The sequence below is a fragment of the Pseudoalteromonas apostichopi genome (assembly GCF_030297135.1).
Lineage (GTDB): Bacteria > Pseudomonadota > Gammaproteobacteria > Enterobacterales > Alteromonadaceae > Pseudoalteromonas > Pseudoalteromonas apostichopi.
Genome location: NZ_AP028066.1, coordinates 477040 through 491511, shown reverse-complemented (window position 1 = coordinate 491511; position 14472 = coordinate 477040). Strand labels below are relative to the sequence as shown.

General features: G+C 41.5%; 12 protein-coding genes. 3 read left to right on the top strand and 9 right to left on the bottom strand.

All coding sequences use genetic code 11. From position 1 onward, the window contains the following. Positions 1–102: 102 nt before the first annotated feature. The 3 genes from QUE86_RS18195 to QUE86_RS18185 are packed head-to-tail and all read right to left on the bottom strand — an operon-like array spanning position 103 to position 2760. Positions 103–909, bottom strand: a complete 807-nt coding sequence (locus tag QUE86_RS18195) for a hypothetical protein (protein ID WP_286260494.1) — start codon at positions 907–909, stop codon at positions 103–105. Beyond that, on the bottom strand, positions 902–1711 hold the full coding sequence (locus QUE86_RS18190) for a hypothetical protein (RefSeq protein ID WP_286260493.1): 810 nt from the start codon (positions 1709–1711) through the stop codon (positions 902–904). The genes QUE86_RS18195 and QUE86_RS18190 overlap by 8 nt, the downstream gene beginning before the upstream one ends. Further along, entirely contained in the window at positions 1708–2760 is a 1053-nt protein-coding gene (locus QUE86_RS18185; protein ID WP_286260492.1) for a hypothetical protein, read from the bottom strand. Before QUE86_RS18185 ends, QUE86_RS18190 begins: the two co-directional genes overlap by 4 nt. 520 nt (positions 2761–3280) lie before the next feature. Here QUE86_RS18185 and QUE86_RS18180 point away from each other — a divergent pair. Together QUE86_RS18180 and QUE86_RS18175 are read left to right on the top strand one after the other, a co-directional pair. Further along, entirely contained in the window at positions 3281–3541 is a 261-nt protein-coding gene (locus QUE86_RS18180; protein WP_130053001.1) for a hypothetical protein, read from the top strand. 197 nt (positions 3542–3738) lie between these two features. Then, positions 3739–4674, top strand: a complete 936-nt coding sequence (locus QUE86_RS18175) for a WD40 repeat domain-containing protein (RefSeq protein WP_286260491.1) — start codon at positions 3739–3741, stop codon at positions 4672–4674. A 100-nt stretch (positions 4675–4774) separates the two neighbouring features. Here the strand turns inward: QUE86_RS18175 and QUE86_RS18170 are convergent, their stop codons facing one another. Genes QUE86_RS18170 through QUE86_RS18150 form a run of 5 tightly spaced genes read right to left on the bottom strand, consistent with a single transcriptional unit; the run spans position 4775 to position 9875 of the window. Then, entirely contained in the window at positions 4775–5632 is an 858-nt protein-coding gene (locus tag QUE86_RS18170; protein ID WP_130052999.1) for an aminotransferase class IV, read from the bottom strand. A gap of 2 nt (positions 5633–5634) precedes the next feature. Beyond that, positions 5635–6498, bottom strand: coding sequence for a glutamate cyclase domain-containing protein (locus QUE86_RS18165; RefSeq protein WP_250662083.1), 864 nt, complete (start codon positions 6496–6498; stop codon positions 5635–5637). Beyond that, the gene (locus QUE86_RS18160; protein ID WP_286260835.1) at positions 6483–7214 is read right to left on the bottom strand and encodes a 5-oxoprolinase subunit PxpA; all 732 of its coding nucleotides are present in this window, start codon (positions 7212–7214) and stop codon (positions 6483–6485) included. Before QUE86_RS18160 ends, QUE86_RS18165 begins: the two co-directional genes overlap by 16 nt. Before the next feature lie 6 nt (positions 7215–7220). Next, on the bottom strand, positions 7221–8018 hold the full coding sequence (locus QUE86_RS18155; protein WP_130052997.1) for a putative hydro-lyase: 798 nt from the start codon (positions 8016–8018) through the stop codon (positions 7221–7223). Positions 8019–8066: 48 nt separating this feature from the next. Further along, positions 8067–9875: a glycoside hydrolase family 3 protein gene (locus QUE86_RS18150; protein ID WP_286260490.1), complete on the bottom strand. Its 1809-nt coding sequence runs from the start codon at positions 9873–9875 to the stop codon at positions 8067–8069. 349 nt (positions 9876–10224) lie between these two features. Here QUE86_RS18150 and QUE86_RS18145 point away from each other — a divergent pair, with 349 nt between their 5' ends. Then, positions 10225–13098 (top strand): FAD-binding and (Fe-S)-binding domain-containing protein, encoded by a 2874-nt coding sequence (locus tag QUE86_RS18145; RefSeq protein WP_286260489.1) that lies wholly within the window; start codon positions 10225–10227, stop codon positions 13096–13098. A gap of 47 nt (positions 13099–13145) precedes the next feature. Here the strand turns inward: QUE86_RS18145 and QUE86_RS18140 are convergent, their stop codons facing one another. After that, positions 13146–14333, bottom strand: coding sequence for an acyltransferase family protein (locus tag QUE86_RS18140; protein ID WP_286260488.1), 1188 nt, complete (start codon positions 14331–14333; stop codon positions 13146–13148). Between the last annotated feature and the right edge of the window lie 139 nt (positions 14334–14472).

Genomic DNA, 14472 nt, shown 5'->3' with positions numbered 1-14472 from the left:
GCTCTAGAAAACAGAGCCTAGCTTATGTAGTTGAGATTCTATGTCGCAGAATAGATTAAGCTATTTGCAGCCTCTTTGATCCATTTGAGGAAAATGGAAATTTTAAACATACCTTGAATTATCAGCAATCAAGTTATCATGCTCAGCGTGTATCTCACTGAGCTTAATTGATTCCATAATCCGTTGTTGCGATGCAAGAGCATGTTTTGACCACTTTTTGTGTTTATCAGAGCGGTCAACACGATGGTTAAACTTCACCTCTAAAAATGCATGCTCACTGAGTGGTAAGCAATAGTAGTCTTGGTGAGAGCGATCATTATCTCTTATCTCTTGATAAAAAACCCAAGTTAGCTGGTTGAAAACTATTTCCTTTGCAGGAGGGAGAGGAGGATAACCATGCAATTTTATATGCTCTTTGATTTCTTCGTTTATTTCAGCTTCTGTCCAATCGACTGAACTTTTAGCCCTTCTAGCTTTGATTTCTTTGGTAATACTAACGTTTCGCCCCTCATGTCCCCAATGAAATCTATCGTATTCATCAATCACAAAATGCTTCAACTGATCAATATCAAGTACTTTTATCTTATTTGTTTGTTTAATGCGTAGTTGGCAACTAAGCATGCCATACTCACTACTTGGTAAATAGCTAACAGGTGGTAAATACATCCAGTTTTCAGTGAGCATATGTACATATTCATGAAATAGATATATTTTTTTATTCTGCTCAAACCAACTTTCTGAGTTGTAAGGGAATGAGACATCAATAGTTGAAGGGACTGCAGCAACATTACTGTCTGGCACATCTAGCGTTAGCAATTTATCTTCTAAAATAATACGTTGGTGTATGCAATTATCAAAGTTAGGGCCACCTATAAAGCCGCGTATAAATGCTTTAAGTAATTTAACCATGCTTCTTAGTGTTATCTGTTATCAAGTTATCATGCTCAGCTGGTATGTCATTGAGCTTAATTGATTCCATAATCCGTTGTTGCGATGCAAGAGCATGTTTTGACCACTTTTTATGTTTATCAGAGCGGTCAACGCGATGGTTAAACTTCACCTCTAAAAAAGCATGTTCACTGAGTGGTAAGCAATAGTAGTCTTGGTGAGAGCGACTATTACCTCTTTTGATTTGATAAAATACCCAAGTAAATTTATTGATGACTACCTCTTTTGCAGGAGGTATTGGGGGTTTGCCGTAAACTTCGATACGCCCCTCAATTTCTTCTTTCAAAGCCTCTTCATCCCAAGGGTTGGCTCTCTTAGATGATTCAACTGTTGTATCATTTTTTATTTCTGTGTTAACACCACTCGGCCCCCAGTGAAAGGTATCATATTCATTAATCACAAAATGTTTTAATTGCTCGGGATCTAAAACGTTTATCTTATCGGTTTGCTTTATGCGAAGTTGGCAGGTGAGCATGCCATATTCGCTGCTTGGTAAATAATTTAATGGCGGGAGGTACATCCAAAGCTCTATGAGCATATGAACAAATTCATGCTGGTAATCATCTTCTTTGTTTTGTTCAAACCAGCTTCTTGAGTTGTAAGGAAAAGAGATATCAATTGTCGAGGGTGCTGCAGCAACGTTACTGTCTGGTATATCTAGCGTAAGCAACTTATCTTCTAAAATAAGGCGGTGGTGTACACAATTATCAAAGTTAGGGCCACCTATAAAGCCACGGTAAAATGCTTTGGCTAGTTTAATCATAATCTTGCATCCGTCATAGGTAGGGTTTTTATAAACTTTCTAACAATATCAGCTTTATCGTTATAGCCTAACATTTGTAGCTGATCGGCATAGGTTACTAAACCTAAAAAAGGTAGCGTATGTGGGCTTGCACCTGCGTCTTCACCAGTTACAAGACCTCTAAACTTCATAGAGCGAACAAAACTACTTGCCGATAAATCATTACGGCCAGCTAAGTTAGGTACTAAGTCATATGGGTTGTTACGTATTGCAACTACTTTTAAGCCTGTGCTGTTAGCAATGCGTTTTAATCGCTCTATATTAGAGCCTGAGCCATGAACAGCTAATTGCTGGCCTGTAAGTGGTTTACCGTAATAAATACGGTAGTGCTCAAGGGCGGCACAAAAGATAATGGCACCTTGGCTGTGGGCAAGCCATTTAACCTGTTTACCTTGTTGGCTATTTTGCGCAAGAACCGCTGCTAAATGCTGCGCATTGTGTGACTTTGTCCCTAACCGTTTATCAAATGCACACTCTACTAAATCAAGTTTGACACGATCCGTTGGGTTATGAAACAAGGTATAAGCTTTAATGCCATCGCCTTCATAGGCACTATCTAAGTGGGTGCCCATTAACCAAGCCGCTTTAGTCAGTTCATTCAACATGCCGTTAACTGCAGCATGTTCAGTATTGATTCGCGTTGTCGGAATTATTTTCTCTTGGTCCCATGCCTCTCGGACTTTATCTAATTCTTTCTTATTCATAGCTTTATCATAGCTATGGCTGCTCCGTCTTTTTACCTCGTACAACATAGTACGTTCAGCAGAAAATGTATCTTTAGCGCCGTATAATTGCTTATCAAATAAGATGTCTTCTACGTTTATAAAACCATTTTTTAGTGAATACTCAATCAAAAAATGATAGTTGCGAAACGGGTATTTAGTTCGCCATAGGCGTCTTAACGGGTTACGACTGTGTTTGATTGAGTTTTGCGCATTAGGGTTGGCACATATTTGCTTAATATCGGCGCAAACCATTTTTATATCATAGTCATTCAGTTGGGATAGCATCGCCAGTGCTTGGCAAGTAAATCTTACTCTACTGAAAGGAAAATCAGCGGGTAGTTTAACACAAAATCGCGACAGCTCAGGGCGTCAAGAGGAATAACAGAGTTAGCATTGATAGTTTTATTAAGTTTTGACCAAGACATATTGCTTCCTTGTAATGTTGTCTGTACCTAAAATGATAAAGAAAACATTTAGCAATCGCAAAGTAATTTCAACTTTGTGTAATATTTGATTATTAGTTCATATGTTTGTTCATAGTTAAGGGTTATCCATTTTTGCAGCGAATTGGAAGGGTGTTGTTCGGCGCTAAAGCACCTCCAACCTCGTTTCTCGCACTTTAAAAACACGCATCACAATACAGTTGTGTTTGTTTTCGGGGAAAGTTGTCTTTTTCACTATTTATTGGTGAAAATATCAACTATGCTTTTGCTTTAATCTCTCATTGTATTGATCTATATGAAGTTATATTGTTGGTTCGATAATTGCTCCAGACTTTTTACCAACACTTTTAAAGGAAATAAAAATGAAAAATACACTAACGCTTACCCTTCTTGCTGTACTGCTTTTGGTTCTGTATTCACAGTTCACAGAATTAGCCTATAAATTTGGTTTTGCTGAGCTTAAACTTAATGCGGTTTTGGAAAACAGTGAACATATGAAAGTAAAGTGTGATGTATACTCACTTGGCTATTTCGATGAAATAAAACTTCAAAATAAATTTCAAAAATGCATCAATGATTATGAAGCTGAAGGCTACGAAATCGTTAGCAGAACAGACCAATAATCGTTTCTTGTAGGCGCCATGCTTGCATGGCGCGCCGCTGCATCGCCGAACAGCCGGCACTTCGCGCGAAATAAATTTCACGCCTACAAAAACTGATGGCTGACGGCTGAAAGCTGGCAGCGAGATTTCCTACCAACTTCCGCTTATTTTCATTACACTGCTCCTATACAATATAATTATAAAAAATGAGAATGATCATGACGTCGAAACTGCTTAAATCTCTTTGCTGTGTATTTGCACTAAGCCTTGTGGGCTGTGGTGGAGGTGAGGTTTTTACTGCCTCTGCTAGTAGTGAATTTGCGCATGGCAATGAGCTATTAAGTGCCACGGCGCTTAGTGAAGATGCTAGTCACGCGTTAGTGGCAACCCAATCTGAGGTGTGCGTTTGGGATAATCAGTTAAAAGCGCGTCTATACGATTGTATAACAGGGCAGGGCGCTGAACATGTTGAGCTTGCGGGCTTTAGCGCCAACAAATCTCGTTTTTTCATTTCAAACCGGTTATCAGTGACTTTATACGATACTCGCACCGGGCGTAGTATTGGCACTTGGCTCACTGGGCAAGAAATCGCCAGAGACATCGCTATTTCAGCTGTAGGCGATACTTTGGTTATAGCCTATCGTAGCGGTAAGGCTGAGGTGATAAATACCCGCACAGGTGATACTAAGCGTTTTGATATTCATCGCTTAGATATTAATAGCGTGGCGTTATCGGCTGATGGTCAGTGGGCGTTTACTGGCTCGAGCGACAAATACGTAAAGCTTTGGTCAACGAGCGATGGCAGCACTCGCTTTGAAGAGCGTTTAGCTACTAGAGTAAATCACGTTACTTTAAATGATACAGCGAGCTTGGCCTTTGCAATTGATTCGGTTGATGATCGAGTATTTTTTGATTTAGCCAATAAAAAAGAACTATCAGAAGTGGCCTCATACGCTAACTTTATTGAGTTCACCGCATCGCAATTTATTAATCAAGATAAATGGCTATTAACGGGTTCGCCAAAAATGAAGATGCGTTTATATCGCGTTGCAGATGGTGAACTAATCGCTGAATACGAAGCTAAACAACAGCGCCAGCGTACGTCAGTACTGAGTGTGGCATACGATGGTAACCTTATATTCAGAAACCAGTGACGGCCTACTGCAAGCTTGGCCATTTGATATAATAAGCAATTAAATAATAGCTAAAAAAAACGCCTACTTTAAGTAGGCGTTTTTTTAAAGTGCGATTAAATTAGTAATCAAACTTATGCTTGGTAAACAGGCTTTGCACTTGTTGCCAAATTGCACCTGGTTTGCCATCGCCAACTAACTTGCCATTTACTTTTACGACTGGGCCAACTTCTTTAGTGGCGCTGGTGATCCATACCTCGTCGGCATCAAGTAACTCTTCTTTACTAATAATGCGCTCTTGCACTTTAAAATCACTGTAACTGTGAAGAATATTGAGGATTAACCAGCGGGTGATCCCCGGTAAAATTTGGTTATCAAGTGGTGGCGTGCTGATCACACCATCTTTTACGATAAACACATTACTTGAACTGGCTTCGGTAATTTCTTCTAAACGATTAAATAGAATGGTTTCTTTATTACCCGCTGCTGCACCGTGTTGGTAATGGATCACGTTGCCAAGCAGTGCCGTTGATTTTATATGGCAACGTTGCCAGCGACGATCTTGCTCAAGTGATACGGTGTAAGTTGTTGCGCTATCGATGTCGCTTTTTGGCTCTGCCGGAATTTCAAAAGCAAACGCAAATACGGTCGGAGTAATATTGCTTGGGTAGCCGTGGGCACGTTTTGTATCAGCGCCGCGGCTCACATGCAAATAAATCCCTAGGTTGTCACCTTGGTTTTTTTCGCATAAATCATTACAGATTTTACGCCACGTATCGGCATTGTAATCGAGCTTAATTTCAAGCTCGTTTAAACCGTTATTCATACGCTCAATATGTGCGCCAAAGCCTAGCATTTTGCCTTGGTATGATGGGATCACTTCATAAATGCCATCGCCAAATAAGAAGCCGCGATCCATTGGTGAAATCTTTGCTTCATCAGCGCCAAGGTATTCACCATTTAGGTATACCGTGCCCATTGTTAAACCTCATTCTCTGTCGTAAAGCCGCCAAGTTGGCGAAGCCGAGTTATTAATTGTTGACCATGCATTGCATGCAGGCCGTCTTCGGTGAGCTCGTTTTTATGGGTGACACCATCGACACTACCGCGCTCACTTAGATAATGTAAAATATTGAGTGGCTCAATTTCAGCCAGCAAATCGGTGTTATGCCAGCGACTTAAAAAGGCTATCAGCCCGTACGCCGCCCAGTTAGATACATCGGCGAGTAAAAGCTCATCGCAAGGAGTTAAACAAGGAGTAATGTTTAGCGCTTGCATGTGCTGTGCAAGGTTACCCATGCCTATTTCGTTACCGCCATCACCAATCGCTATGGTGGGGCAACGTGCTTCTGTTACAAAAAAATCAAAGCAGCCGCAATGCTCAGAAATATCAATACCGCGCATATTGTAATAACGCTGATGCTGATTCAGCCCCGGGCGTTCTATTGATAAAACACAATCAGGTTTCAGCTGTGCAAGGGCTTTAATGCTAAAAGTGTGGGCATTATCAATGCTATTAATTGGCAGCTCAAAGCAGTTGAAGTCTTTTTTAAGGGCACTGTAAAGGGGGTTGCCAGTAACCAAAAGGGGCTGTTTACCAAGTTTTTTGAGTACTTTGTAAAGTGCAATCGCTCCAACTGGGCCGTCGGTTTCGAAGGTATTGTTGACTGCAAAGCCTGTACCAATCAATACAGTACCTTGTGCTTGATGAAGGTATTTCGCTGCGCGTAAATACGTACCCGTTAGTTGTTTTGCATATAAATGCTGCATACCACGCGGGTTTTGTTCAACCATCATGGTTTCAATTTGTTGGCTGAGCGCAGCGTCACTTAGGCTTGCTGACATAGTGCTTTGATCTCTTGAATGAGCGCAATACCCGCTTCATTATCGCCGTGCACACACAGGCTATCGGCATCAAGCGCAAGCTGCTGACCGCTTCGCGTTGTGACTGTGCCATGTTCAACTAACTGTTTAACCTGCGCCATTAGCGCTGGTTTATCGTGTACACTGCCAGCTAAAGAGCGCGTGACTAGTTTACCTTCGTCTGTGTATTGACGGTCGGCAAACGCCTCTAGAATGAGTTCTAGTTGAAGATTTTTTGCTTGTACTTTGTGTTCGGCTGCTTGGTTGGTGGCTAAAATCATTAATTTTAGTGGCTTTGCATAACTAGCCACAGCACGCATAACGATATTCAAGGTTTGCTCGTCACTCATCATATCGTTATATAAGGCGCCATGTGGTTTTACGTATTCGAGCGTTAAGCCATGTACCGCAGCCATACCATCAATTGCAGCAATTTGATAATGCAGGCAATTGGTAAGCTCTTTTTCACTCATAGCCATAGAACGGCGACCAAAGCCTTGCTTATCTGGGTAACTTGGGTGTGCGCCAACCATTACCTTGTATTGCTTGGCAAGGGCTAGGGTGTTTGCCATCACATCGGCATCGCCAGCATGAAAACCACAAGCAATGTTTGCCATATCAATATGTGGCATAACTTGCTCGTCTAAGCCCATTTTCCACATCCCATAGCTTTCGCCAAGGTCGCAATTTAGTTTCATCGTCATTTATAACGCTGCCATTTTACTATTTGGAATATCAGTGATCAGCATGTGTCCTGGGCTATGCGTGATACAAAAATCAGGTGCTGCGTTGGCAATCGCAACTTGTGGAGTAACACCACAGGCCCAAAACACCGGTACTTCACCTGCTTTGATGGTAACCGCATCGCCAAATTCAGGCTTGTTAATATCTTTTATGCCAATTGCTACAGGGTCACCAAAATGCACTGGCGCACCATGTACACTTGGAAAACGGCTGCAAATTTGGATTGCCCGAATAGCATCTGCAGGTTTCATTGGGCGCATGCTAACGACCATATTGGCGTGGAAAATCCCCGCACTCTGGCAGGCCATATTGGTCACATACATAGGCACATTTTTTTGCTCGCTGATATTTCTGATCTCAAGACCCGCGGCAATAAGCGCTTCTTCAAACGAGAACGAGCAACCAATTAGAAAGGTGACTAAATCATCGCGCCAATGGCTTGTAATATCAGTTACTTCTTCAACCATTTGGCCATTTTTAAAGATGCGATAACGAGGGAAGTCGCTACGAATATCTATATCTTCACCAACGGTTGGCATATCGGTAACGCCCGGTAAACGACTAGTAGCAATAATCGGGCAAGCTTTCGGGTTTGCTTGGCTAAACTGCAAAAAATCAAACGCATATTGTTTAGGTAAAATCACTAAATTTGCTTGCACAAAACCCGGTGCAAAACCCGATGTATTTCCACTGTAGTCACCCTCACGTACCATTTTACGAATAGCCGCAGGAGTGGTTAAAGATGCATTTTTTTGCATGTGACTCTCCTTGAAGTTAACACTTGCCCATAGTTGCTACAATAACACTCAGTTCAGGTCATTAATAGTAACGGGCAGCTGCCCTTTAGCAGGGGCCTTCCCTAGTAAAACTTTTGCTAGCGCTGTGAATGCAGGACCAGCAATCTTTTCATCTGTATCTACATCTATATTGTAAGCATAGGTGGCAAGTACAGCATCACCAAATTTTCCAAATTGAGCAATATCGTAAGGGGCACGTAAGCTTACAAATACGGTCTTCTTATGGGCTAATTTTGCTTGTTTTAGCAATGATTCTAATGCCGCAGATTGATCTGCTTTAGCAATTGCAAACTCTGGGTTATCAGCTAAATCGTCCATTCCACCTACTTCAACAGCACTTTGTTTTGGTGACGCATTTGCGGCAATGATTATATCGGCTTCGTTAATTTCTTTTAACGTGGCAAGCTTCTCATAGCCTTGCAAACTAGTGCAGCTAAAGCTGATTAACTTATCAGTGTTATCAACTAACGCCTGCTGTAGGGCATAGCACTTGCGGGTATCTGGCATAATAATATGCACTTTGCTGCCTGATTTAATGTCGAGTGGTAGGGTATTTTTTTCGTTTTTAACTTCGGTGATAGCTGCTAATGCTAATTCGGCTTCTACTTTTCTGTGACCTTGATCACCAAGTAAAAGCTGCGCTTTTTTGATAGCTGCTTCGTCGTCAAGTGAAGAGGTGAGTTTAAACTTCTCTTTAAGTCTTAAAATACGCGTTGCTGAAGCACTCATTTCGTCAGCATTTAAAGTGCCACGCTGTACTTCTTGCTCTAATCTGTCAATTAGGGCTTCAAGCACCGCCAAGTCTTTAGGGCTTCTTATTTCAATTGGCATAAGCGCAATATCAACACCCGCTGCAAAGGTATTTATCACTGCTTCAATTGGTTCAAAGAAGTGGCTAATCCCTGCCATATCAAGTGCATCGGTGATCACAACACCTTGATAACCGAGTTCATCACGCAATAAGTCGGTGATGATTTTGCGCGACATTGTTGCAGGTTTGATCATGGTTTTGCCTTCTTTACTGACAAACGTACTGTCATCGAGGGCTGGATATTGGATATGTGCAGTCATGATCATACCCGGCTGTTGATTCTTAATAATTTCTTTAAATGGTGGTAGGTCTTGCTGCCAAATGGTTTCTTTATCATGCATTACCTTTGGCAAGCCTGTGTGGCTATCTACGTTAGTATCGCCATGCCCCGGAAAGTGCTTTAACGATGAAATAACGCCGTTATTTTCGAACCCTGCGACTTGTGCACCACCTAGTTTCGCAACCAGTTGCGGGTCTTCACCGTAAGAACGTACGTTAATAACAGGGTTATCTGGGTTCATGTTTACATCGACCGTGGGTGCATAGTTAACATTAACACCCAGTGCTAAAAGCTCGTCGGCGATAATGCGCGCAGACTCAGTCGCGAAGTATGTGCCTTGTTCTTTGTAGGTTGCGCCAATCGACATATTACCTGTGAATGAAGTGCCTACATCACGAGGAATTCGGGCTACTCGGCCACCTTCTTGATCTATCGAAATAAACAGCGGTAAGCCTAACTCAGACTTAGCAGCAGCTTTTTGTAGATCATTATTAAGTTTGATCACCTGTGGCACGGTATCGATATTTTCAGCAAATAAAATCACACCACCAATGTTATGTTTAGTGATGATATTGGCTAAATCGGCTGGCAGCTGAGTGACCGGTGTACGGCATTTTTGCTCGCCAGGGTCTTGCTCACAGTAATAGCGCAGGTCGAGCATGAGCTTTTGCCCTAACTGTTGTTTTAAAGTTAATGCAGACTCAGCAAATGATGATTGTAATGGCATGAAACATCCTAATCCGATAACCAGTGACGATAGTGCAAACTTATTTAACACAGCAAGCTCCAAAGCAAAACGCTTATTTAGTTTTTAGAATAAATTATTCTTGATGTTAATGGGTTTTTAAATATAAATACAGTCTTTTTTTGCTACCCTAGCGGTTTTTCTGCATGACTGCAAAAAGCTAAGTTAGATCACCAAATAGGGCTGATATGCTTAAATAACCAAACCTTTATGCTGATGAAAATGCTTGAAGATGATAATTTATCAATTTAATGGGTCGCTTTTTAGTACAATTTAAAGTAATAATATATTCCATAATCATCAGCGTAACTATGACAAGCCTGGGGGCGAGATGGCTTTAACAAGATTGCACGCATTCAAACAGCAAATTGCACCTTTTTTACCAGAGTCTGCATTAATAGAAGATTACTCGCGCCGTTATGCGTATGGAACAGATGCAAGCTTTTATCGATTAATTCCTGAGTTAATTGTATTAGTTAGCAATCAAAATCAAGCACGACAAGTGATCATTGCTGCAAACGAGCAACAAATACCTATCACATTTCGAGCTGCAGGGACGAGTTTATCTGGGCAAGCAATTACAGATTCGGTATTGGTTTTATTGTGCGATAGTTGGAGCAAGTTTGAGATTATTGATGATGCCGATGCAATACGCTTACAACCGGCGATCATCGGCGCTAGAGTGAATCAAGTATTAGCCCCGTTTGGTAAAAAAATTGGCCCTGATCCCGCTTCAATTAATAGTTGCAAAATAGCGGGGATGGCGGCAAATAATTCATCGGGTATGTGTTGCGGGGTGGCGCAAAACAGCTACCATACAGTAAAAGATATGACCCTAATTTTTGCCGATGGCACTGTGCTTAATACGGCTGATAACCAAAGCTGTAACGCCTTTTTGCAAAGCCATAGTAGCTGGGTTGATGAGCTAATGAACCTTGTTGATAGCGTAAAGCAGAACCCAGATTTGAGTGAACGCATCGCCCATAAATATCGTTTAAAAAATACCACAGGTTATGGCTTAAATGCGTTACTGGATTTTTCTGATCCAATCGAAATCATTAAACATTTAATTATTGGCTCTGAGGGTACGTTAGCTTTTATCGCAGATATTACCTACCACACAGTGGTCGAGCATAAGTATAAACACACAGGTTTTTTTATCTTTGACGATATCAGTAAGGTTTGTGAGCTGGTACAAAGACTGAGTGAACTTGATGTTGCTGCGGTTGAGCTACTTGATAAACGTGCCCTGATGTCGGTGTCTGAACATGCCATAATGCCAAAAGAAGTGACCAACTATCCAGAGCAATCAGCGGCACTTTTAATTGAGTTAAGAGCTGAAAATGCAGAGGCTCTTGATGCACTTACTAAGATCACCGAGCAACTTCTTGCTCAGTTTAAGCAAAGCCAGCTGACAGCGATTGAGTTTTCTGCTGACAGTGCCCGTAATGCAGCACTTTGGAATATCCGCAAAGGAACGTTTCCTGCGGTTGGCGCGGTGCGTGAAACTGGCACTACAGTGATTATTGAAGATGTCGCCTTTGCTCTTGATAAATTAGCTGAGGGCGTAAATGCGCTGCATCAGTTATTTATTAAATATGGCTATGACGAAGCCATTATTTTTGGTCATGCACTGGCCGGAAACCTGCATTTTGTATTTACTCAAGCCTTCGACACACACGAGCAAGTAAGCCGTTACGAGCAATTTATGGCTGATGTGGCGAACTTAGTGGCAGTTGAACTAAAAGGGTCATTAAAAGCAGAGCATGGCACAGGTCGTAACATGGCTCCGTTTGTTGCCACCGAATGGGGAGATGATGGCTTCTCGGTGATGGTTGCGCTTAAAGCATTATTCGATAAGCAGAATATTCTTAACCCTGGGGTTATTATTAATCACGACAAAAATGCTCACACTCAGCATTTAAAAGTCATGCCAAAAAGTGATGATATTATTGACACCTGTATTGAGTGTGGCTTTTGCGAAGTGGTTTGCCCATCAAAAGGGCTTACCTTAACACCTAGGCAGCGTATTACTTTATGGCGGCACCGCACCGAATTACACAATCAATTGCTAACAACCGATGATTTAGCGAGTAAGCAGAAGTTAAATCAAAAGCTCAGTGTTATCGAGGCCGACTTTAAATACCTTGGTATTGATTCGTGCGCAGCAACCGGTCTTTGCGGACTTAAATGCCCAGTGGGGATAAACACGGGTGAATTTATAAAATCACTTAGGGCTGAGCAAGTTTCCTCAAGCAAAGTAGCGCGGTCATTATCACGCTTTGCCAGCAAGCATTTTGCGGTTGTCGCCTCTGGTGCTCGGTTTGGCTTATCCGTCATGCAGGTGCTAGAAAAAGCAATTGGCAGCAGTAACTTAAGAAACCTGAGTAAACCTGCTAATAAGTTGCTTGGTACACCGCTATATTATTCGGCATGGCCAAGGGCCGAGCAGCCAATTAATAGAAAACGTCAACAACCCCAACAAGCGAAAAAGTTAGTTTATATGCCAAGCTGCGCAAGCCGGGTTTTTGCGGCCGATAAACTTGCCGATGATAAGCGTCCACTGCTTGATGTAATCTTTTCATTAGCTGCAAAAGCAGGCTATGAAGTGGTGATACCTAAACAAGCTGATTCACTATGCTGCGGTATGCCATTTGCTAGTAAAGGTTTTAATCAAGAGTCTAAAAATAAAAGTGAGCAATTACTTACTAAGCTCGAGGCGCTTTCAAATAATGGCCTGTATCCAATCGTTTTTGATGCCAGCCCCTGTGCGCTCACCACCCTTAATGCTGCGCAAAATACTGCACTCAAAATTTACGAAAGTGCCGACTTTGCAGCTCAGTACTTACTGCCTAATTTGCAAGTAACGCCCGTGAATGAGCCTGTGATGCTCCATGTTACCTGTAGCTCAAAGCGATTAGGTAAAGAGCAAAGCCTAGTATCACTTGCCAAGGCATGTAGTAATGAGGTGATTATTCCAGCCGATATTGAGTGTTGTGGTTTTGCTGGTGATAAGGGTTTTAACTTGCCAGAACTAAATAGCAACGCGCTAAAAACCCTTAAACAACAAGTGCCAAAAAATTGTAGTCGCGGCGTATCTAATAGCCGTAGCTGTGAAATTGGTTTAACTGAGCACAGTGGCATTAGTTATCAGTCAATTTTGTATCTACTCGATAAGCAAAGCCATGCAATACCACAGGCATAATTGCTGAACAGATGAGCCAGTTACTGACTGGCTCATTTTTTCAAAGACTAAACCTTCCAAAAAATGCCTTTGCGGTAGCAGCTGAACATCACAATATAAGACACTGCTAAAAACAACAGCGAAAATATAAAAGATGCCAAATAATCATCACTGATCGCTAATTGTATAAGACCATAAACATTGCCTTTTAAACTGCTATCGCCTAACGAAACCATAATTAATAGGCGTGCGAACACGCCTGCAAACATAAAAAATAATATCGCATTAGCACCAAAAACAATAAATGGAGCACTCCAGCTGCGCAGCTTATAAATATCTAAAATAGTACTGCATAAAGCATAAAAAATCGCAGCAAGCCCTGAGCTGAGTAACACATAGCTAGGAGTCCATAATGCTTTATTGATAGGCGTTATTGGCGAAATAGCATAGCCGGCAATAACGCTTAATATGCCTGCTAAGATTAGTGTACGTGCTTGCTTTTTAAGGTCGAGTTGTTTGGTTAAGTAAACTGCAGTCAAAATGCCGCTGAGCGCACTCGCAATCGCAGGAAGAGTTGAGAACAGCCCTTCAGGATCAAATGGCAGTGGCTTAGCATTGACATAATACAGGTGATGACTACCAAGTACGGTGTTGTCTATGAAAGCACTTAAGTTATTGCCATGTAACCATAAGCCACTCACTACCTCGCCGTTTGGCAAGGTATACGGGATATAAAGCATGGCGGCGCCATAAAATATTAAAAGAGCGATGCAAGTAATGGCTATTTTTTTCGGCGATAAATAGAGGTAACAACACAGGGCTGCTAAATACACCAAACCGATGCGTTGTAGCACACCTAAAACTCGCAGTTGCAATAATTTGTCATCAACCCAGCTAAAAGAAGGGTCTTGAAAATTGTAATAAAACAAGGCTAAAAACCAACCCAGCACAATAAGTTTAATGGTGCGAATAACACCTGCTTTTAATATTTGTTGATCACTTACCCCTTTACCACGCAGGTTATTTACAGATAGCGTAATAGACATGCCGACAATAAAAATAAAAAAGGGAAAAATTAAATCGGTAGGTGTCCAGCCATGCCAGTCTGCATGTTTCAACGGCCAATACATAGCGCTCCAGCTGCCCGGGTTGTTCACTAAGATCATGGCAGTAATAGTCAAGCCCCGCATTACATCTAACGCCATAAGTCGATGTGAAGGGAGTTTATTGATGATTTCAGCACAGTGTTGACGCATAGGAAAACTTTATTGTTATTTTGTTTTTATAGTGTAATAAATTATTACATCAAAGCAAGCTGCTTTTGAACAATATAAATCGCATGTATTAGCCATTCTTTTAACTGTCTTAAGTTTATAGTTTATTAAATTCAACATG

Excerpts from the sequence above, each read along its gene's own strand:
- QUE86_RS18190 (WP_286260493.1), bottom strand. The coding sequence starts at position 1,711 with ATGATTAAACTAGCCAAAGCATTTTACCGTGGCTTTATAGGTGGCCCT.
- QUE86_RS18175 (WP_286260491.1), top strand. The coding sequence starts at position 3,739 with ATGACGTCGAAACTGCTTAAATCTCTTTGCTGTGTATTTGCACTAAGC.
- QUE86_RS18145 (WP_286260489.1), top strand. The coding sequence starts at position 10,225 with ATGGCTTTAACAAGATTGCACGCATTCAAACAGCAAATTGCACCTTTT.
- QUE86_RS18160 (WP_286260835.1), bottom strand. The coding sequence starts at position 7,214 with ATGAAACTAAATTGCGACCTTGGCGAAAGCTATGGGATGTGGAAAATG.
- QUE86_RS18185 (WP_286260492.1), bottom strand. The coding sequence starts at position 2,760 with ATGCTATCCCAACTGAATGACTATGATATAAAAATGGTTTGCGCCGAT.
- QUE86_RS18180 (WP_130053001.1), top strand. The coding sequence starts at position 3,281 with ATGAAAAATACACTAACGCTTACCCTTCTTGCTGTACTGCTTTTGGTT.
- QUE86_RS18195 (WP_286260494.1), bottom strand. The coding sequence starts at position 909 with ATGGTTAAATTACTTAAAGCATTTATACGCGGCTTTATAGGTGGCCCT.
- QUE86_RS18170 (WP_130052999.1), bottom strand. The coding sequence starts at position 5,632 with ATGGGCACGGTATACCTAAATGGTGAATACCTTGGCGCTGATGAAGCA.
- QUE86_RS18140 (WP_286260488.1), bottom strand. The coding sequence starts at position 14,333 with ATGCGTCAACACTGTGCTGAAATCATCAATAAACTCCCTTCACATCGA.
- QUE86_RS18165 (WP_250662083.1), bottom strand. The coding sequence starts at position 6,498 with ATGTCAGCAAGCCTAAGTGACGCTGCGCTCAGCCAACAAATTGAAACC.
- QUE86_RS18155 (WP_130052997.1), bottom strand. The coding sequence starts at position 8,018 with ATGCAAAAAAATGCATCTTTAACCACTCCTGCGGCTATTCGTAAAATG.
- QUE86_RS18150 (WP_286260490.1), bottom strand. The coding sequence starts at position 9,875 with ATGCCATTACAATCATCATTTGCTGAGTCTGCATTAACTTTAAAACAA.